At 43.0% G+C, this 19220-nt stretch carries 20 protein-coding genes; all 20 read right to left on the minus strand.

All coding sequences use genetic code 11. The features are described 5' to 3' along the window. Window positions 1–202: 202 nt before the first annotated feature. A complete protein-coding gene (gene spoIID, locus N1I86_RS07690) occupies window positions 203–1255 on the minus strand; it encodes a stage II sporulation protein D (protein WP_445662276.1) in 1053 nt (350 codons plus the stop codon). Window positions 1256–1485: 230 nt separating this feature from the next. Beyond that, window positions 1486–2796 (minus strand): UDP-N-acetylglucosamine 1-carboxyvinyltransferase, encoded by a 1311-nt coding sequence (murA, locus tag N1I86_RS07695; protein ID WP_003353328.1) that lies wholly within the window; start codon window positions 2794–2796, stop codon window positions 1486–1488. 32 nt (window positions 2797–2828) lie between these two features. Continuing rightward, a complete protein-coding gene (locus tag N1I86_RS07700) occupies window positions 2829–3554 on the minus strand; it encodes a YwmB family TATA-box binding protein (protein WP_003353329.1) in 726 nt (241 codons plus the stop codon). 296 nt (window positions 3555–3850) lie between these two features. After that, window positions 3851–4087 carry a DUF1146 family protein gene (locus N1I86_RS07705; protein WP_003353330.1) on the minus strand — a complete coding sequence of 79 codons (237 nt, stop codon included), beginning with the start codon at window positions 4085–4087 and terminating at the stop codon, window positions 3851–3853. A gap of 507 nt (window positions 4088–4594) precedes the next feature. Continuing rightward, complete coding sequence (locus tag N1I86_RS07710) at window positions 4595–4990, minus strand: F0F1 ATP synthase subunit epsilon (RefSeq protein WP_003353332.1); 396 nt, start codon at window positions 4988–4990, stop codon at window positions 4595–4597. A 24-nt stretch (window positions 4991–5014) separates the two neighbouring features. Further along, complete coding sequence (atpD, locus tag N1I86_RS07715) at window positions 5015–6436, minus strand: F0F1 ATP synthase subunit beta (protein ID WP_003353333.1); 1422 nt, start codon at window positions 6434–6436, stop codon at window positions 5015–5017. Window positions 6437–6520: 84 nt separating this feature from the next. Continuing rightward, window positions 6521–7378, minus strand: a complete 858-nt coding sequence (gene atpG, locus N1I86_RS07720) for an ATP synthase F1 subunit gamma (protein WP_003353334.1) — start codon at window positions 7376–7378, stop codon at window positions 6521–6523. A gap of 39 nt (window positions 7379–7417) precedes the next feature. Continuing rightward, on the minus strand, window positions 7418–8926 hold the full coding sequence (atpA, locus tag N1I86_RS07725) for a F0F1 ATP synthase subunit alpha (protein ID WP_003353335.1): 1509 nt from the start codon (window positions 8924–8926) through the stop codon (window positions 7418–7420). Window positions 8927–9082: 156 nt separating this feature from the next. After that, on the minus strand, window positions 9083–9616 hold the full coding sequence (locus tag N1I86_RS07730; RefSeq protein WP_003353336.1) for a F0F1 ATP synthase subunit delta: 534 nt from the start codon (window positions 9614–9616) through the stop codon (window positions 9083–9085). Beyond that, window positions 9613–10128 carry a F0F1 ATP synthase subunit B gene (locus N1I86_RS07735; RefSeq protein ID WP_048624235.1) on the minus strand — a complete coding sequence of 172 codons (516 nt, stop codon included), beginning with the start codon at window positions 10126–10128 and terminating at the stop codon, window positions 9613–9615. The genes N1I86_RS07730 and N1I86_RS07735 overlap by 4 nt, the downstream gene beginning before the upstream one ends. Window positions 10129–10253: 125 nt before the next feature. After that, window positions 10254–10472, minus strand: a complete 219-nt coding sequence (gene atpE / locus N1I86_RS07740) for a F0F1 ATP synthase subunit C (RefSeq protein ID WP_003353338.1) — start codon at window positions 10470–10472, stop codon at window positions 10254–10256. A 67-nt stretch (window positions 10473–10539) separates the two neighbouring features. Further along, window positions 10540–11250, minus strand: a complete 711-nt coding sequence (gene atpB / locus N1I86_RS07745) for a F0F1 ATP synthase subunit A (RefSeq protein ID WP_341095806.1) — start codon at window positions 11248–11250, stop codon at window positions 10540–10542. 347 nt (window positions 11251–11597) lie between these two features. After that, window positions 11598–11819: an AtpZ/AtpI family protein gene (locus tag N1I86_RS07750; RefSeq protein WP_048624236.1), complete on the minus strand. Its 222-nt coding sequence runs from the start codon at window positions 11817–11819 to the stop codon at window positions 11598–11600. A gap of 347 nt (window positions 11820–12166) precedes the next feature. Continuing rightward, on the minus strand, window positions 12167–13309 hold the full coding sequence (gene wecB, locus N1I86_RS07755) for a non-hydrolyzing UDP-N-acetylglucosamine 2-epimerase (protein ID WP_003353342.1): 1143 nt from the start codon (window positions 13307–13309) through the stop codon (window positions 12167–12169). A gap of 18 nt (window positions 13310–13327) precedes the next feature. Further along, window positions 13328–13957 carry a uracil phosphoribosyltransferase gene (gene upp, locus N1I86_RS07760; protein WP_003353343.1) on the minus strand — a complete coding sequence of 210 codons (630 nt, stop codon included), beginning with the start codon at window positions 13955–13957 and terminating at the stop codon, window positions 13328–13330. Window positions 13958–14372: 415 nt separating this feature from the next. Beyond that, on the minus strand, window positions 14373–15623 hold the full coding sequence (gene glyA / locus N1I86_RS07765; RefSeq protein ID WP_003353345.1) for a serine hydroxymethyltransferase: 1251 nt from the start codon (window positions 15621–15623) through the stop codon (window positions 14373–14375). A gap of 461 nt (window positions 15624–16084) precedes the next feature. Next, complete coding sequence (locus tag N1I86_RS07770) at window positions 16085–16687, minus strand: TIGR01440 family protein (RefSeq protein WP_040341048.1); 603 nt, start codon at window positions 16685–16687, stop codon at window positions 16085–16087. 29 nt (window positions 16688–16716) lie between these two features. Beyond that, window positions 16717–17190: a ribose 5-phosphate isomerase B gene (rpiB, locus tag N1I86_RS07775; protein ID WP_003353348.1), complete on the minus strand. Its 474-nt coding sequence runs from the start codon at window positions 17188–17190 to the stop codon at window positions 16717–16719. 282 nt (window positions 17191–17472) lie between these two features. Next, window positions 17473–18771 (minus strand): methyl-accepting chemotaxis protein, encoded by a 1299-nt coding sequence (locus N1I86_RS07780; protein ID WP_341095811.1) that lies wholly within the window; start codon window positions 18769–18771, stop codon window positions 17473–17475. A gap of 18 nt (window positions 18772–18789) precedes the next feature. Further along, a complete protein-coding gene (locus N1I86_RS07785) occupies window positions 18790–19215 on the minus strand; it encodes a low molecular weight protein arginine phosphatase (RefSeq protein WP_003353351.1) in 426 nt (141 codons plus the stop codon). Window positions 19216–19220: the final 5 nt, after the last annotated feature.

Consider the following 19220-nt stretch of genomic DNA (forward strand, 5'->3'; position numbering starts at 1 on the left):
CATCTATTCTAATCAAGGAATCGGGTTCATGTCTCTTTTTTTGTTTGGTTGTAAATTTATGTTAGCGAATTTGCTCATCTACAGTTATAAGGTTAAAAAAAGGCAGCATTTCCCGAATAATGGTCCCATCCAGAAAATGCTGCCTGTCTTGTCTTCCAAAGAAGTGAGTCTCATTATGAAAAAGGCGAAGATCCCTCACCTTTTAAGGAATCGCCGTTTTCTTTCCGTTTTCACTTGATTTTTGCGCGGTGATCCGGTTTTTCAAATAATCGTCTGAAGAGGCAATTTGCACATGTTGATAATAATATTGTAAAATCTGTATGTAATTTTCCCCTTCTTTTGCCATTCCATTAGCACCGTATTGGCTCATACCAACCCCGTGGCCGTATCCTTTTGTCGTAATCGTCATATGATCGCCTTTTATCCCCCAGGAAAAATCTGCAGACTTCAGCCCAAGCTTTTCCCTTATCTCCCTTCCCGTAAATTCTTTCCCAGCAATCAAGACTTTCCCGACTCGATTGCCAGCTGTCCGTTGGATGACAGTACCGGCATCTTTTTTATTTTTTAAATGAACCCCTAATTTTTTTTCAAACTCTTTTACGGGGATGACCGTCTTGGAGTAATATTGCGGAGATTTTTTATCCCATGGGCTTTTGACGCTTTTTAAATACGGTATCGGCTGTTTCCAATAATCCTCCGAGTTTTCTGTATAACCGTTGCTTGTCGAAAAAAACGAAGCTAAGATAGGTTCTCCATTATAAGTTAAAATTTTTCCAGCCGTTTGACCCACCGCTTCTTCTATTTTTTTCATCTTCCACTGATAATCTTTTCCCCATATTTGTTTTAATTCCTCAGGGCTTTTGTACACTTGATCTTTCACCGTATCGGTAACATCCGCTCCGTCCGGCGCATCAGAACCTTTCATTAATTTTTTGACAATAAACGTTCTAGCCGTTAAGGCTTGCGCTTTTAATGCTTCCATTTCAAAATCCGCCGGCATTTCCGAGGCCACCACACCAGCCACATATTTTTCCAACGGCTCTTTTTCCGTTTTATGAAGTTGGGATCTATATACCGCCACTTCTACGCTTGATTGTTTTTCCAACTGAGATTGGCTCTTATTCGCTGAAATCTTTTCAGTCATTTTTCCGCTCGTCCCTTGATCGGAAAACGGAATGACAAGCAAGGCCGGTATAATCATCGCTGATGTAGTCAGAATAGCTAATAAAATAAACAGTGGGTTCCAGTTCTTCATCATGTATTACGTCCTCCAGTAACGTTTTTTGAGACAGAAAAGGCAATAGCTTTTCTCATCTCCAACATATGGCGGAGGACAAGCTTTTATGTCAGAAATTTGATGAATAGAGTCCGGATCATCGGGGCATAATGGTGGATGGATTCTTTTTCGAACGGGGAAATAAAAGAGGCCGCCCGTTGGTGGAAAACATGAAAAAAGCCCGCTTTCTATCACAAGCGGGCCGACCATCACGCTTTCACATCTGTGATGGCAACTTTTTCCGTCAAGGTTTCTTGGTCTTCTTCGTCAACGCGGATGATATCGGCTCCCAGCGAGGCCAGCTTACCATGGAAATTCACATATCCCCGGTCCAAATGCTTTAATTCCGTTACACGGGTATAGCCGTCAGCGACTAAGCCTGCAAGTATCAACGCAGCTGCTGCACGCAAATCGGTAGCCGTTACTTCAGCTCCCTGAAGTTTGCATGGACCGTTAATAATAACGGAACGTCCTTCAATTTTAATGTTCGCATTCATGCGTCGGAATTCTTCCACATGCATAAACCGGTTTTCAAATACTGTTTCCGTAATCACACTGGTACCTTCTGCTTTCAGCAAAAGAGCCATCATTTGTGATTGCATGTCTGTCGGGAAACCGGGATGCGGCATCGTTTTAATGTCCACAGCTTTTAACTTTTCCGGACCGATGACTCGGATGCCGTTCGCTTCTTCAATGACAGTCACGCCCATTTCTTCCAATTTGGCAATAAGAGAGGTAAGATGCTCAGGAACAGCTCCTTGAACCAGTACATTTCCTCCCGTAATAGCCGCAGCTGTCATAAAAGTGCCGGCTTCGATTCGGTCTGGAATAATGGCATGTTCCGCCCCAGTTAAATAATCAACGCCTTCTACACGAATCGTACCTGTACCTGCTCCTCTAACATTTGCTCCCATTTTATTGAGAAAATTCGCTAGATCGACAATTTCCGGTTCTTTGGCGCAGTTTTCAATGATCGTTGTTCCTTCTGCCAATACAGCAGCCATCAATATATTTTCGGTCGCTCCTACACTAGGAAAATCAAGGTAAATTTTCGCACCTTTCAATCGGCCGGGAACTTCCGCTTCTATAAAACCGTTGCCAACTTTGACAACAGCCCCCATTGCTTCAAAGCCTTTTAAATGCTGATCGATCGGTCTGGATCCAATTGCACAGCCACCTGGAAGGGCTACCCGCGCTTTACCTGTACGGGCAAGCAACGAGCCCATGACTAATACAGACGCCCTCATTTTTCGTACATATTCAAACGGGGCCTCTACAAAAACCTCTCTAGATGCGTCTACTATGATTGTATTGTCTTCAAAGTTCACGTCACAGTTTAAATGACGCAGCACTTCGTTAATGGTATACACATCGGAGAGAGCAGGTACATCACGAATGATACTTTTTCCTTTACTTGCTAATATTGTTGCAGCGATAACAGGGAGAACGGCGTTTTTTGCGCCTTCCACTTTCACTGTGCCGTTCAGCCTTTTTCCGCCGCGGACGATGATTTTTTCCAAGAGTATTCCCCTCCGCGTCCTAATTCTCTATATTAATATTCAACTGTAATGATTGGTGTGCCAATGACAAAGGATGTATTGGCGTCCAATTGTTCTTCTCTCAATCCAATTTGCAAATTCATCCGTTTTTCTTTCAGAGGTAAGCTCTGACTGAATTGTTTTGAATAAGCTGAAATGGAATAGAGATTGTCTTCTTTCAGTGCTTCCGTTTCTTTTGCATTTAATGCCGTCATCATAGAGGAAACTTGATTTGACAAAACTTCCTTAAGTTTACCATTGAACTTCCCCTTTATACAAGAGAAAACCAGAGGGTGGTGACTAAAAATTTTCGAGTAATTTTCTTCAAACCCTCCATGAATAAAAGAAAGATTTTCTTTTTTCAGGTCACTTCCTTCAACTGTATAAAGGACATACGATTGTTCGTTTTCATTGGAAACAATTTGAATGGTTTGGCGGATATTTCCTTTGGTTGATACAGCAGAGTATGAACTCTCATTACTATTTGTATTTTTGGACCAAGCCCAGTGTGAAAACTCCGCCTGAAGCTTCCGTACAGTTTGTCCAATTTTTTCACTTTGAATCGGTTCCCTCGTGTGTAAAGACCATGAAGAAATCGTTCCATTCATACTTTCCGCCAGATTAGCAAGTGTTTCGATTTCCGGTTTCGGATTCACCGCTATCGTGTTTTTCCCCAAAAGTACGATTGAAAAACCCATTATGCCAATAATAATGACGAAAATGATATAATTTCCTTTCATACATCTTCTCCCCTTTGGTAACAGTGTTTCCGGTTACCTGGGAGAAATACGTGGGAATAATCGTCATCTTTCAACAATGAGTCTTGTGTACATTTTCACTTGCTAATCAAGCAAACAAAAAGCAGTTTAAAAAAACTGCATCCAAAGAAAATAATAAATAAAATTTTTAAAAATTCAAGTGTGAAGAACGAACTAAATTCTCAGGACCATCCAAAATTGAAAATCGATTCATTTTCCCTATGATCAAGAGGAATCGTCATCTTTCCGGCCGCTTTTCCGATCCAAAAAAACAGAAATTATTGAAACATCATTGGCAGCTGCTGCGACCATAGCAAATAATCCAAGAAAAATTGGCTGACCACTGAACCAATAGCAATTGTCAACAAGACGTATAACAGCCTGGCTTGAAAGACTCTATTGGGTTTAATCAGCTTCTCAAACCTTAGCGCTTGCAAAGCCCAAAATGTAATCGCAATAAACACCAAATGGGAAAGAATGCTGAGGAGCGCTTGTTGTCCAAATTGTGCAACCATCCTGACCTCTCCTTCCAGGTTTTCCACCTGCCAGCTATTGTAGCATAAATCTTACATAGAGAACGACTGTCATTCCACTTTCTAATCGGTGATCCATCCTTACCGATGATTGGCCGAACAACATAGTCTCTTCTTGAGAATGATGGTTTCATTCTTTTGAAAAAAGAGATTTAATTCCCCCATGAATGATTCCTATTCTTTCAATTCAATCAAAAATCAACAGGTCAACCTTCCTCTCACTCTAAAGACCATGCCTTCTCTTTCCTGCTTCCATATTTTTCGTTCCAAACTCCCGCTGATATGACCATTTTTTCCATAAAATCAGCCTTTATTCCGTTTAACGTCTTACCTAAAAATAAACGGAAAAAGTCAGCAACCATTCTTTTTTACGGTGAGCAATAGATAAACGAAAAGCAGAATGATCATTTCATTAGTCCGATAAAAAAGCTGATCCAAACAAGAAAGCGGAAATTTCCTGTTCAGATCAGCCCAGGTTGGTCATTCCAATTATTTATGTTTGTATATATTGATGCGGTTCACAGCCCGTTTTAATGCCAATTCTGCCCTCTTATTATCCATGTTTTCTTGCCGCAGACGGCGCTCTGCTCGTTCTTTTGCTGCTTGAGCACGTTCAATATCAATATCTTCCGCCCTTTCAGCAGCTTGCGCCAAAATCGTCACTCGATCAGGACGTACTTCCAAAAAGCCTCCACTGACAGCAATCCATTGTGTTTTATTGCCATTTTTTAAACGAACAGCACCGATTTCTAAAGGAGCAACCAACGGAATATGTCCGGGTAAGATACCGAGCTCCCCACTGGTCGCTCTGGTACTTACCATTTCCGCTTCTGATTCATGAACCGGGCCATCAGGAGTGACGACAGTGACTTTCATTGTTTTCATATGAATACCTCCTGAACCCTTTTATTATACTTCTACTCCCATTTCTTTCGCTTTTTCGATTACATCTTCGATCGGACCTACAAGACGGAATGCATCTTCCGGAAGATGGTCATATTTTCCTTCCAGAATTTCTTTGAACCCTCTTACCGTTTCTTTTACAGGCACATAGGAACCAGGTTGTCCCGTAAATTGTTCCGCCACGTGGAAGTTTTGAGATAAGAAGAATTGAATGCGGCGAGCGCGATGTACAACAAGTTTATCTTCGTCGCTTAATTCATCCATCCCTAAAATGGCGATGATATCTTGCAATTCTCTGTAGCGTTGCAGCGTTTGCTGAACTTGGCGAGCCACTTTATAATGCTCTTCGCCGACGATTTCAGGTGTCAACGCTCGAGACGTAGAAGCAAGCGGGTCTACTGCCGGATAGATCCCCATTTCAGAAAGTTTCCGTTCAAGGTTGGTGGTTGCATCCAAGTGAGCGAAAGTAGTCGCTGGAGCCGGGTCAGTGTAGTCATCGGCAGGCACATAAATCGCTTGAATCGATGTAACCGAACCAACATTTGTAGATGTAATCCGTTCTTGAAGCTGTCCCATTTCCGTTGCCAACGTAGGTTGATAACCTACCGCAGAAGGCATACGTCCCAACAATGCGGAAACCTCAGAACCAGCTTGCGTAAACCGGAAAATATTGTCAATGAAGAGAAGCACGTCTTGTCCTTGTTCATCACGGAAATATTCAGCCATGGTAAGACCGGTAAGGGCCACACGCATACGGGCACCAGGCGGCTCATTCATTTGACCGAACACCATCGCCGTTTTGCTGATAACCCCGGAATCTTTCATTTCATGATAAAGGTCATTACCTTCACGAGTCCGTTCTCCTACACCGGAAAATACGGAAATACCGCCGTGTTCTTGTGCGATGTTGTTAATCAATTCTTGAATTAAAACCGTTTTTCCTACTCCTGCACCGCCGAACAAACCGATTTTACCACCTTTAATATAAGGCGCCAACAAGTCGACTACTTTAATTCCGGTTTCCAATATTTCCACTTCGGTAGAAAGTTGTTCAAATTTTGGCGCTGGACGATGAATAGGGTCGCGGCGTGCATCTTCAGGAATTGGTTCATCTAAATCGATGGTTTCCCCTAATACGTTAAATACCCGTCCTAATGTTACGTCTCCGACAGGAACGGAGATCGGTTTTCCTGTATCGATTACTTCCATTCCGCGTTGCAGACCGTCTGTGGAAGCCATGGCAATCGTACGAACCGTATCATCGCCTAAGTGAAGCGCTACTTCCAATACGAGATCAATGCTTACTTCTGATTCCGTTTTTGCTTCGTATTGTACTTTTAACGCGTTGTATATATCGGGAAGCTGGCCGCTCTCGAACTTCACGTCAACTACCGGACCCATTACTTGAAGAACGTGTCCTTTGCTCATTATGTTCCCTCCTAACTAGCTTTTAGCAGATCAAAGACTGCCACATTCAAAAATTCTATCGCTTGTTTCCGCAACGAACTAGAGTTACTCCAATGCAGATGCTCCGCTGACAATTTCCGTGATCTCTTGGGTAATAGAAGCTTGGCGTGCACGGTTGTATGACAGCGTTAAAGTGTCGATCAGTTCCAAAGCATTATCTGTTGCATTTTTCATGGCTGTCATCCGTGATGAATGTTCGCTCGCTTTAGAATCTAAAATGGCGCCAAATATCAGGCTTTCTGCGTATTGCGGAAGCAGCACATCCAATATTTCTTCCGCCGAAGGTTCGTATTCATAAGAAGTAAGCTTATTCGCCGGTGCAACATCCGTCAAAGGCAAAAGTTGCTTCTCTGTCACTTCATGTTCGATGGCGCTGACATAATGAGTGTAGTACATATGAAGCTCATCGAACGTTCCGTCTATATATAAGTTCACCGTTTTATTCGCGATGCTCCGAATATCCGTAAAACTCGGATGATCGGGCACTCCCACCATATCATAGACGACATTCATTCCTCTATTTACAAAGAAGTCTCTGCCCACTCGTCCAAGTACAATAATCGCGTACTCATCTTCTGATTTGTGGCGTTCTTTAATGGTGTTGTAAACGAGGCGAAGAACGTTGCTGTTATATGCTCCCGCCAAACCCCGGTCTGCGGTGATCACCAAATACCCGGTCTTTTTAACGGGGCGGGAGACCAGCATCGGATGTTTGATATCTTTGCTTCCGGCCGCAATGCTGGCAACGACGTCCTGCATTTTTTCCATATACGGAACAAATGCTTTGGCATTTAGTTCCGCGCGGCTGAATTTCGAAGCGGAAACCAATTGCATTGCCTTGGTGATTTGGCTTGTTTTCTTTGTAGTATTAATACGAGTTTTTATATCGCGTAACGATGCCATCCGTTCTCACCACCCTTATACTTAATGAATTCCATTTTGTTACTCGGATTTCGCAAAGGTTTTCTTAAAGCCGTTAATGGCCCCTGCCATCTCTTCGTCGCTCGGCAAGTTTCCTGTGGAACGGATTTGATCAAGCACCGCTTGTCCGTTTTCATCCAACCAAGCGTAAAATTCTTCTTCAAAGCGGCGGATATCTTCTACCGGGATGTCATCTAAAAATCCGCGAGTCAACGCATAAAGAATCATGACTTGTTTTTCTACTTTGATTGGTTTATTTAAATCTTGCTTTAATACTTCTACGGTACGGGCACCACGAGCCAATTTTGCTTGAGTCGCTTTATCAAGATCAGAACCAAATTGAGCAAATGATTCCAATTCACGATAGGATGCCAAGTCCAAACGCAAAGTACCGGCCACTTTTTTCATGGCTTTAATTTGAGCGGCTCCCCCTACACGGGATACAGACAAACCAGCGTTAATAGCCGGGCGTACACCGGAGAAGAATAAATCCGATTGCAAGAAAATTTGTCCATCTGTGATGGAAATAACGTTTGTTGGGATATAGGCAGAAATATCCCCTGCTTGTGTTTCAACAAACGGCAATGCTGTCAACGAACCAGCGCCTTTCGCATCGCTAAGTTTTGCAGCACGTTCAAGTAAACGAGAGTGAAGATAGAATACATCCCCCGGATATGCTTCACGGCCTGGTGGACGACGGAGCAGCAAGGAAAGTTCACGGTATGCAGCAGCTTGCTTGGATAAATCGTCATAAACGACCAACACATGCTTGCCGTTGTACATGAATTCTTCGCCCATCGCAACGCCGGCATAAGGTGCCAAATACAATAACGGTGCTGGTTGTGATGCAGAAGCTGTCACCACGATCGTATAATCTAATGCGCCATTTTTGCGCAGCGTTTCAACCGTTGTCCGAACCGTCGATTCTTTTTGGCCGATTGCCACATAAATACAAATCATGTTTTGGTCTTTTTGGTTGATAATCGTGTCAATCGCGATGGATGTTTTACCTGTTTGACGGTCCCCGATAATTAACTCCCGTTGTCCTCTTCCGATCGGTACAAGAGCGTCAATGACTTTAATACCTGTTTGAAGAGGTTCATGAACAGATTTACGATCCATTACCCCTGGAGCAGGACTTTCAATTGGACGAGTTTTTTTCGTATTAATCGGTCCAAGACCATCAACCGGTTGTCCGAGAGGATTTACAACACGACCAATGAGTTCTTCTCCAACCGGAACTTCCATAATACGTCCTGTACGACGAACTTCGTCTCCTTCACGAATATCCGTATATGGTCCTAAAATGACGATCCCTACGTTATTTTCTTCCAAGTTCTGCGCCAATCCCATAACGCCATTTGAAAACTCCAAAAGCTCGCCAGCCATGACATGATCAAGGCCGTGGGCACGAGCAATACCGTCACCGACCTGGATGACAGTGCCTACATCATTTACTTCCATATCCGCCTGATAATTTTCGATTTGCTTTCTTATCAGCGCGCTGATTTCTTCAGCTTTGATGCTCATGCGTTTCACCCCTTCTTATTTATAGAGCAGAATGAAAGGAAATAGCGTTATAGTTGTCGTCCCGCTATTTCACGCCATTCATTCAACGAATAAGCGAGAGACTCTGCAACGAGTGCTGCTCGCCGTTTAATGATTTATACGTATACGTTGTATAGTCTAGCTAATCAATTGTTTTAACCGATCAAGCTTTCCGCGAAGGCTGCCGTCAATAATGCGATTCCCGATTCTGACTTTCAAGCCTCCTAAAAGCTTCGGATCCACAACATTTTCAATTTTCAAAGTTTGCTTCCCGACTTTTTCAGCCAATACAGCTGACAGTGAAGATTTTTCTTCTTCATTTAATGGGCGTACACTCGTCACCGTCGCTTCTGCAATTCCACGCTCGTTATTGGCCAAGGCTATGTATTCTTCAGCCATTTCCAACAGGTGATCTTCGCGGTGGTTTTCCATCATAAGAAGCAATGTATTGACAATAAACGGAGAAGCAGTTGAAAACGCCTGTTTAACTAATTCTTTCTTTTTGGACATGTCCACTTTCGGCAGTTTCAAGAAGAACAGCAATTCCGGTGTTTGCTGTAAAACCTCTTTTACTACACTCATCTGTTCCCCAATCAGAGCTACTTGATCGTTCTCTTTTGCAACTTGGAAAAGAGCTGCCGCATAGCGATTGGCTACTATAGAATTACTCATCGCCCTTCTCCTGCCTCTTTAATAAAATCTTGGATTAATTTTTCTTGATCTTGTTCGCTCAATTCTTTTTCAATGACTTTCGAAGCAATCAATACAGATAAAGAGGCCACTTGATCACGCAATTCTGCCACTGCTTGTTCTTTTTGACGATTGATTTCAGCTTTTGCGGACTCTTTCAAGCGTTCTGCTTCTTGTCTAGCTGCGGCAATAATCTCATCTTTTTGCCGTTCACCTTGTTTTTTGGCATTTTCGATTAGAGCTTGGGCATCTTCTCTCGCTTTTTTCAGTTCTTGACGAGTTTCTTCTAAAAATTTATTCGCTTCAACACGGCTCTTTTCCGCCGCTTCAATTTCATTCGCAATATGATCTTCGCGCTGTTTCATGATTCCCACGAGCGGGCCCCATGCATATTTCTTTAACAACGCCAATAAAATAATAAACATCAATAATTGGAAGATGATATCTCCACTGTTGATGTGTGCTTCTCCCAATACAAGCGCGTTTGTCAACACGTATTATTCACTCCCTTCAAGAGTCAGCTCCCTAACCATAACAATCCAGCAAGAATACGGTACATAAAGGAATGGCGAAGGTTCGCGTGGAATGATCTTCGCCATTTGCAACTTAATTCCAGTGATTATCGATTCAAAACCATGAATGCGATAACTACGGCAATAATCGGAATCGCTTCAACTAACGCTACCCCAATGAACATAACCGTTTGAAGCATCCCGCGTAGTTCTGGTTGACGAGAAATACCTTGTACCGTACGAGATACGATTAAACCGTTACCGACACCTGCCCCAATTGCTGCCAACCCTATTGCAATTGCTGCTGCTATTACACCTAAACTCATGATTAAGTTCCTCCTTTAAAATATATAAAAAGTTCTTCTTTCAAATAATGATATAATGAATTTATGTTTAATGGTCTTGGCTGATTTTATGAGCCATGTAAACCATTGTTAACATCGTGAAAATAAATGCTTGGATTGAACCGACAAAAATACTGAAAGCTTGCCATGCAATTGTCGGAATAATGGCCGCAATAGTGCCACCGACACTTGACGCCAAACCACCAGCCAACAGCGAAAGCAAGATTTCCCCCGCGTAGATGTTTCCGTAAAGCCGGAGCCCCAGAGTCAATGTATTGGCGAATTCTTCGATTATTTTTAAAGGGAATAAAAGTTTCATCGGTTCAAAGTATCCCCGTACATATCCGCCAAACCCTTTCATCTTTACGCCGTAATAATGAGTTAATACTACAATCATAACTGCAAGCGTAAGTGTAATGGCAGGGTCGGATGTCGGCGACTTCCACCATAACTTGTGATCTACCACAACGGAAAATGGAAGACCTAGCATATTGGATACAAAAATATACATAATCAAAGTAAGGCCGAGAATATGAAAACGCCCGCCCGTTTTCCAATCCATGTTGCTTTGAATGATATTCTTTACGAAATCCATGATCCATTCCATGAAATTTTGCATTCCTGTCGGTTTCAAAGCAAGCTTCCGTGTGGAGATGACCGCAATTAAGAATACAATTACACTTGCCACTGTGATCATTAAAACATTGGACAGGTTAAAAGTAAGACCCATAAATTCCACTATTGGAGCTTCATGTTCCAATTCTTATCACCTCTCTTCCACGTTACTTAAATTAGAATGGATTCATTAAATCTATCATAATGACATTTACTGTCATTATTTCTATATTGAAATATAAGGAGAAGAATTCAACCCGGAAAGCGAAGGGCAGCAATGAGGCTGTTTTGCCTGTTAGGTAAAACGTCAAGACCTCAGCTTTTTGACAATATCGGACAGGCTCACCGAACCCCCGATAAATTCCAGGCTTGTCCATTGGCAGGCTATGCTTGTATACAAGCTATAGAAAATGCCTTGCGGAGCAGATAAATGGAGAACTGGCAGAATTCACAGTAATAATGCCATTCATAGCTTTCAAATATTTTAACGCACTAATCCCCTGAATTGAAACGGCGTATTGTACGCAGCATCGCCAGTATTCCGGCCGCTAATCCCGATAAAAGCCCAATCACTAAAAACAGAGGTTCTGTTTGGCATTTGCCATCGATCCATCTACCGAGAAATATCCCGATCAAAACAGATCCTGCCAGCTGAGATAAGATGGTGCTGTAGAGAGCCATTGCCCGAAATGGACTTTTATGTTTTTGAGCCATTCATCACCCTCACATTCAAGCGGGAGCTGACCCGAACTCCAAAAAAATACAAGCGTTTTCACCACGCTCAGTTTATTCAAATAACTTCTATTATTCCCTTTGTAAGCATACAATAGAGACCTTGCAATGTCAATGTGTTTAGAGTGAAAAGACAACATGTATTCCTTAAATTTTCACAAAGTTTTCACAAATACAGTGAACTTTTTTTGAATTATTTAATCTGAAGAGAACGATTAATCAAACCCCTTCCATTTCAGCATCCAAGAAGTCTGAACTCTCGTCCCCTTTTTGCTCTTCTCGCTCGTGATGAACAGGTGTTCATGAAGAGCCTCCCGCACGTGAAGGCTCTATGAAAAACGATCCGGTTTTTGGCTCGTTCTTTTGAAATAATAGCGCACCGCTTCCACAATTCGGCGGGATGCTTCTCCATCCCCATAAGGGTTGACGGCTTTTGCCATTTTCTCATATTCATGCGGGTCCGTTAAAAGTTCTTTAGTCAATCGATAAATACGCTCTTCTTCCACCCCGGCAAGTTTCAGTGTACCCGCTTCAATCCCCTCGGGCCGTTCGGTTGTATCCCGAAGAACCAAGACCGGCACACCAAGGGAAGGGGCTTCTTCCTGCACTCCTCCTGAATCCGTTAAGATGAGGTGGGCACGGGCTGCAAAATTATGAAAATCAATCACATCAAGCGGTTCAATTAAATGGATTCTTTCATTATCTCCGAGAATCTCCCCGGCTATTTCCCGTACAGCGGGATTCAAATGAACCGGATAAACCACTTGAACATCCTTCAATTCCTCTACAATTCTCTTAATAGCCCGAAACATATTGCGCATAGGTTCGCCCAAATTTTCTCTCCTATGGGCAGTCAATAAGATCAGCCGGTCATTTCCGACCTTCGTTAAAATCTCATGCTGATAGTCGCTTTTGACCGTTGTTTTTAACGCATCGATGGCTGTGTTTCCCGTAACGAAAATAGTGTCTTTCTTTTTGTTCTCCTGAATCAAATTGGCTTCCGCTTTGGCCGTCGGTGCAAAATGAATATCAGCAAGAACACCCGTCAGCTGCCGATTCATTTCTTCAGGAAACGGAGAATACTTATTCCATGTTCTGAGCCCCGCTTCGACATGTCCAACTGCAATTTGGTTGTAAAACGCCGCGAGACTCGCAATAAACGTTGTCGTCGTATCTCCATGCACCAAAACAATGTCAGGCTTGACTTCTTTCATTACTTTATCAAGACCTTCCAAGCCTTTTGTCGTCACATCTGTCAATGTTTGCCGATCTTTCATGATATTGAGGTCATAATGAGGTTCAATTCCGAATATATCCAGCACTTGATCCAACATTTGACGATGCTGGGCGGTTACTGTCACAATCGTTTCAAAGTCTTCCGGATACTTTTCTAATTCAAGCACAAGCGGAGCCATCTTAATGGCTTCCGGCCGGGTGCCGAAAATGGTCATCACTTTAATTGGAGCACTCATATTCGCACCTACTCTACCTTATTTTGTACCAAATAATCGGTCTCCCGCGTCTCCGAGACCCGGAACAATATATCCTTTTTCGTTTAGTTTTTCATCTAAAGCAGCGATATAAATGTCAACATCTGGATGGGCTTTTTTTAGTGTTTCAACCCCTTCCGGAGCAGCGATCAGGCACATAAATTTAATACTTTTGGCGCCGCGTTTCTTCAAGGAATTAACCGCTTCAACGGCAGATCCGCCCGTTGCCAGCATCGGGTCCACTAATATAAAATCCCTTTCCTCCACATCGGATGGAAGCTTCACGTAATACTCAACTGGCTTTAACGTTTCGGGATCCCTGTATAATCCGATATGACCTACTTTAGCAGCAGGAATAAGCTTTAAGATGCCGTCAACCATTCCAATACCGGCACGCAATATCGGAACGACCCCTATCTTCTTGCCTGATAAAATCTTTGCGTTTGCTTTTCCAACAGGCGTTTCCACTTCAATTTCTTCCAAAGGCATGTCACGGGTAATCTCAAACGCCATTAGAGTGGCCACTTCATCGACCAGTTCCCGAAACTCCTTTGTCCCGGTATTTTTATCCCTTATAAAAGTCAACTTATGCTGGATTAACGGGTGATCAAATACATATACTTTCGCCACGAATCTCGCCCCTTTGATGATTTTCACTATGTAACTTTCATCTAGCCATGACAAAGTTCTACATACTTCTGCTTATTTTACAAAAAAACATAAGGATCATCAAGAAAGGATCATAAAAACGTGATCACCGACGGGAGAGAAAACCATTTGTTCAGGAGGAAGCGCACTCTTTTTCTTTCAAAATGAGAAAGCCATTCTGTTCAACGGCCGGTTGGACAAGAAAAGGAAGAGACTTAAGCCCCCTCCTTGTCCATTTATTTCAAAACTCTTTTTAATCGATTTAATCGATTTTTACCGGATTAAAAATTCCTTCCGGCTCAAGCATTTTTTTGGTCCACAAGATTTTAGCCATTCCGCATCTTGACGCTCTCCTCCGTTTGAGGCGGAGACCATCGTCCGTAAAACGGGAAAACTTTTAGCGTACAGAAGCCCCTTCGTAAAGCGGGAATTTTTCTGTCAACGCAGCCACTCTTGCTTTTGCCTCGTTCAATTTCGCTTCGTTATCGCGATTTTTCAGAGCGAAGCCAATAATGGACGCCACTTCATCCATTTCCGCCAAACCAAATCCACGAGTAGTGACCGCAGCCGTTCCAATTCGAATGCCGCTTGTCACAAACGGGCTTTCCGGATCATACGGAATCGTATTTTTATTGACAGTAATGCCGATATCATCTAACACTTTTTCTGCTTCTTTTCCTGTCAGCCCTAATGAACGGACATCAACAAGAAGCAAATGATTATCCGTACCGTCTGAAACTAATTTCAATCCTTCTTTTTGCAGCCCTTCCGCCAGCCGTTTTGCATTATCAATGATATTTTGTGCATACACTTTGAAAGAATCTTGCATGACTTCCCCAAGAGCAACCGCTTTCGCTGCAATCACATGCATGAGCGGACCGCCTTGAATGCCAGGGAAAATGGCTTTATCGATCTTCTTGGCAAACTCTTCTTTGCACAAAATCATTCCACCACGCGGCCCCCGCAACGTTTTATGCGTAGTGGTGGTCACAAAATGAGCATACGGAACCGGATTTGGGTGTAAACCAGCTGCTACAAGACCAGCGATATGAGCCATATCGACCATTAAATATGCGCCAACTTCATCAGCAATTTCCCGGAATTTTGCAAAATCAATAATACGCGGGTAGGCGCTGGCACCGGCCACAATAAGCTTTGGTTTGTGTTTCAATGCTTTGTTGCGAACATCTTCGTAGTCAATTCGATGCGTTTCTTTGTCCACGCCATATTCCACGAATTGATATTGCACCCCGCTAAAGTTTACCGGACTTCCATGTGTTAAATGGCCGCCGTGGGATAAATTCATCCCTAGAACCGTATCGCCATGTTCCAAAACACTGAAATAAACCGCCATATTTGCTTGAGCCCCGGAATGCGGTTGAACATTCACATGTTCTGCTCCAAAGATTTCCTTTGCCCGTTCGCGTGCGATGTTTTCTACAATATCGACATATTCGCAGCCGCCGTAATATCGTTTTCCTGGATAACCTTCTGCATATTTATTCGTTAATACGGATCCTTGTGCCTCCATCACAGCTTGGCTGACAAAGTTTTCTGAAGCGATTAATTCAATTTTCGCTCTTTGCCTGTTCAATTCTTTCTGGATAGCTTCATATACAGCTTGATCTTGTTCAGCAAGTTTACCCATTCTTGTTCCTCCTTTAAGTTATAGCAACACAAAGCCTTTTCTCATTTTTCAAATTCTTTTTTATTTTAACACGATTTTTTCGGGTTATTAAAGGCGGTTTTTGATTTTTTGCTTTATCCAAATCCTGGTTTACCGGATGTTATTTTTCCCTTAAATGAAACGGGACATCCTAGTCCTTCCATTTCACCTCACCGTTTGAAAGTGTTAAGCAAAATGGACTTTTTGATAAAATCGTGCCTGTATCAAAGGTCTTCATACGTTTCCACATTTGCCCTACTCATTTTATCAAACTCTAAAGAGAACAAATTCTTTAAAGAAAAGGCTGTTCCAAAAGTCCAATAAGAGCCCTTTGGAACAGCCTTTTCCAATAAAATATCTTTTTAACAATGGATGGACTGCCATCCATCGAGTATAAAACAAAGTGAAATGCCTTTTTGAACCGATACGATACGGCGAAATTTTCAACGGCAGGTGCCGTTTTCGCTTGTTTCAACGGTATCATACACGGCCCGCGGACCACCGATCAGCTTCGGACGTGTCTTGGCAAGCGTAACATGTGCTTCTCCCAACGTTTTGACGGATACCCGAACCGGTACAGCCACATGTTTCAAATGCATTCCAATGAACGTATCGCCGATATCTATCCCTGCATCCGCTTTTATAAACTCTACAACCGTAGGGTCTTGTAAATATCGGTATGCAAAAGCTGCCATAGCACCGCCCGCTTTCGGCACGGGAACAACGGATACTTCCTCCAAACGCTCCCGAATGGCCAGCTCTTTTTCAACGACGAGCGCACGATTTAAATGTTCGCAGCACTGAAATGCCAAAAAGATTCCGTTCTGTTTCGCAAAGGATTGAAGCTTGTTAAAAATGGCTTCCGCTATGGAGATTGTACCTGATGTGCCAATTTTCTTTCCCGCCACTTCGGAAGTGGAACAGCCTACTACAAAAATTTGGCCCTTTTTCAACTGCGCTTGTTCTTGAAACTCCCGCAAAATGAGCGAAAGTTGTTTTTCCCATTCAAATCTTTCTTCTTCCGTAGCTTTCCACCGTCCTTCTATTCGTTTTTCCAAAACCTGTTCTTCTGCTGTTATGAGCGGTCATTTTTATCTGTCAAATGTTTTTCTTCATATTCTTTAATTTTTCCAATTCGACGTTCATGGCGGCCGCCTTCAAACTCCGTGGTCAGCCACACTTCGGCAATTTCCCTGGCAAGACCCGGTCCGATGACGCGTTCGCCCATGGCGAGAATATTGCTGTCGTTGTGTTTGCGGGTTAATTTTGCCGTATAAACATCATGTACAAGAGCACAGCGGATTCCCTTTACTTTATTGGCCGAAATACTCATTCCAACTCCAGTTCCGCAAATGAGAATGGCGCGGTCAAACTCTCCGTTCGCCACTTTTTCAGCAACAGGCAAAGCATAATCCGGATAATCGACAGAAGTTTCCGTTTCACAATTGCAGCCAAAATCCTCATAATCTATTCCTAGTTCTTCCAGTAATTTTTTTATTTCTGCTCTTATATGAATTCCGCCGTGATCGGACGCAATCGCTACTTTCATGTTTGTTCCTCCTTCTCGGCCAAAGCCGAAACCACTTTCGCAGAAATTTTTTCTTTTAACTTTATTTTGGCACACCCTACAAAAAATATAAAGTATATTCGCTCTGAGATCTCTTCCGTCCCAGATGCCGGCTGTTTTCAAAGACAGAAAACCGACAGTGGCAGTATACACACAGATGTGTCCTTTCTTTCCACAAAATCTGCCGAATGTCGCACTTTAGATGGCAGATGACGCCGTTTGAACAAAATAAAAAGAAGAGAAAAGCAGCCGGCTTTGTTGAAATCAGCCCTGCTCCTCTTCAATACGGAATCTTGTAATCGTAGATTGAAGCTGTTTTGCCTGTTCTTTCAACTCCCTGGCAACTTGTTCAACCTTTTCCATATCTGCCGCCTGCTCTTTTGTCGACTCTGTCACTTGCTGAGCTCCTGCCGACGTCTCTTCCGCTATCGCTGCTACTTCCTGAGATTGTTGGGAAGTTTTTTGAATTCCTTCCATTTGTCCATCCACTAATGTTGAAATCGTATGAACAGCATTCGCCACTTCGTTAATGACCAATGTCATTTCTTCTATCGCGGAGTTGGTGAGGCTGCCCTTTTCCGCTTCTTCGTTAGCTGATTCCACCTGTCTTGTAATTTGGCCGACCACATGCTCCACTTCTTTTTGAATGTCTTTTATCAATTCAGAAATTCCTTGAACAGCTTTAGCGCTTCCATCCGCGAGCTTCCGAACCTCTTCGGCAACGACCGCAAATCCTTTTCCGTGTTCCCCTGCCCGCGCAGCTTCAATAGAAGCATTGAGAGCCAACAGATTGGTCTGTGCGGCGATGTCCCCGACCAACTGTATGATTTGACCCACTTTTACCGCATTTTCTTCCAAGCGCTTTACCGCTTGCAAAGACTGCCTGTTATCCAATGCAAGCTGTTGAATTCCATCGATAAGAGATTGCATCGCTTCCTTGCTGTTTTGCAGTTCTTTGACCATTTCCTCTGCTTTTTGTTCCGAAGATTTTGCCTGAGTTTGAACTTCATGGGCAATTTTGGTGACATCCTCCATCGATTCGGCCGTGGCTTGGATCGCTCCGGCGGAACTTTCTGCACCCGCAGAAATTTCGTCAATCGTTTGGGCAATGTCTTCCGCATGTTTGGACGCTCTTTCGACTTCTGTTAAAATTTCAAGCACTTTCGTGTTCGTTAAAGTAAAGGTAGTCTCGATTTGCCGTACCATTTCCCGTAAATTTTGCAGCATACCGTTAAACGCCAAAGCCAGTGAACGGATTTCATCATCACTCTTTGGCACTTTTACATCATGGACAATATTTCCCTCAGCCGCCTCAAGAGCCGCTTGTTCCAACAGCTGCAAAGGCTTCACAATGATCCGAGCGGCAAAAAACGCCAGGATGCCTGACCAAATAATTCCCAACAGAAGCGTGACAATCGTGAAGACCCTGTCGTCGGCACTTGAGAAAAATATGGGCCGTATTACGTAAATGAAAAAGGCGGAGCAGGAATATGTGATAAGTGCTACTAAATAGGTAAACAAAACCAACTTTTTTCTCAGCCCGAATTTAGACCGTTTTTTCATTGTTTTCTCTCCCTACCCTTATAGTTTAGCAGCCAATTGACGAATTAAGCTTTCCAATTCGTTGTACGTCTTCCTATATAATTCAACGGGACCTCCATAAGGATCGATAACATCTTCATGTCGGCCCAATACAAACTCTTTAATAGAAAACGTTTTATCCGCTGCTTTTGGAAACATTTGCATAATATAATTTTTATGGCTGGTTGTCATCGTGAAAATATAGTCAGCCCATTCAATATCCTCTTTTGTCAGCGTCCGGCTTTGGTGGCTGCAAGGAATATTCTTTTCTTTTAAAACCGTTTGGGCATTCACGGACATGCCGGCGCCATCTGCTGCAAAGATACCCGCAGATTTCACCTCAATCTGTTCGTTGATCTTTTTTAAAATGGCCTCGGCCATCGGACTTCTGCAAGTATTACCTGTGCAAACAAAGAGAACCTTCACTTTTT

It is taken from the genome of Bacillus sp. FSL W8-0116 (genome assembly GCF_038003825.1).
Classification (GTDB): domain Bacteria; phylum Bacillota; class Bacilli; order Bacillales; family DSM-4216; genus Bacillus_O; species Bacillus_O smithii.

What these genes read in the sequence shown, in the direction of transcription:
- spoIID (WP_445662276.1), bottom strand. Translation starts at nt 1,255, where the DNA reads ATGAAGAACTGGAACCCACTGTTTATTTTATTAGCTATTCTGACTACA.
- N1I86_RS07700 (WP_003353329.1), bottom strand. Translation starts at nt 3,554, where the DNA reads ATGAAAGGAAATTATATCATTTTCGTCATTATTATTGGCATAATGGGT.
- N1I86_RS07705 (WP_003353330.1), bottom strand. Translation starts at nt 4,087, where the DNA reads ATGGTTGCACAATTTGGACAACAAGCGCTCCTCAGCATTCTTTCCCAT.
- N1I86_RS07710 (WP_003353332.1), bottom strand. Translation starts at nt 4,990, where the DNA reads ATGAAAACAATGAAAGTCACTGTCGTCACTCCTGATGGCCCGGTTCAT.
- atpD (WP_003353333.1), bottom strand. Translation starts at nt 6,436, where the DNA reads ATGAGCAAAGGACACGTTCTTCAAGTAATGGGTCCGGTAGTTGACGTG.
- atpG (WP_003353334.1), bottom strand. Translation starts at nt 7,378, where the DNA reads ATGGCATCGTTACGCGATATAAAAACTCGTATTAATACTACAAAGAAA.
- atpA (WP_003353335.1), bottom strand. Translation starts at nt 8,926, where the DNA reads ATGAGCATCAAAGCTGAAGAAATCAGCGCGCTGATAAGAAAGCAAATC.
- N1I86_RS07730 (WP_003353336.1), bottom strand. Translation starts at nt 9,616, where the DNA reads ATGAGTAATTCTATAGTAGCCAATCGCTATGCGGCAGCTCTTTTCCAA.
- atpE (WP_003353338.1), bottom strand. Translation starts at nt 10,472, where the DNA reads ATGAGTTTAGGTGTAATAGCAGCAGCAATTGCAATAGGGTTGGCAGCA.
- N1I86_RS07750 (WP_048624236.1), bottom strand. Translation starts at nt 11,819, where the DNA reads ATGGCTCAAAAACATAAAAGTCCATTTCGGGCAATGGCTCTCTACAGC.
- wecB (WP_003353342.1), bottom strand. Translation starts at nt 13,309, where the DNA reads ATGAGTGCTCCAATTAAAGTGATGACCATTTTCGGCACCCGGCCGGAA.
- glyA (WP_003353345.1), bottom strand. Translation starts at nt 15,623, where the DNA reads ATGGGTAAACTTGCTGAACAAGATCAAGCTGTATATGAAGCTATCCAG.
- rpiB (WP_003353348.1), bottom strand. Translation starts at nt 17,190, where the DNA reads ATGAAAGTAGCGATTGCGTCCGATCACGGCGGAATTCATATAAGAGCA.
- N1I86_RS07780 (WP_341095811.1), bottom strand. Translation starts at nt 18,771, where the DNA reads ATGAAAAAACGGTCTAAATTCGGGCTGAGAAAAAAGTTGGTTTTGTTT.